Below are 383 nucleotides of genomic sequence, written 5' to 3' on the forward strand. Positions count from 1 at the left end.
GGATGCTCCGAGTGGGGCAACCGAACCAACCCCAAAACCGCGTCCGCCGCCACATCACCCCCACCATGAGCACCGCAAGTGATCAGCAACAGCGGCGTCCCCGCCCAACTCTCGTCGGCCAGCCACTCCTGAAGGAGCGCGAGGACGCGCGTGGCGGCGGAGTGGACCCGTTCCGGGCCCTCTCCTTCCCAGCCGTCGCCGACCGTGACCACGTGAGCATCGGGGGCCGTGGTGTCCGCTCCCGGTCCTGCCGGCAGCGGGGTCCACTCGACCTGGAAGAGGGCGTCCGGCAGGGCCGGGGAAGCAGGACTGATGCCGCCCTCCGGGAGCGGCCGCAGCGCCAGTCCGCCGACGAGCAGGACAGGGGTGCCCTGCGGATCGTC

1 protein-coding gene is annotated in these 383 nt (G+C 71.8%); it reads right to left on the reverse strand.

The genetic code is table 11. From position 1 onward, the window contains the following. Positions 1 to 383 (reverse strand): hypothetical protein (locus CAY82_RS26940; protein ID WP_218190875.1); only part of this gene is annotated, 383 nt, incomplete at both ends.

The organism is Pseudomonas sp. SID14000 (assembly GCF_002165135.1).
Taxonomy (GTDB): domain Bacteria; phylum Pseudomonadota; class Gammaproteobacteria; order Pseudomonadales; family Pseudomonadaceae; genus Aquipseudomonas.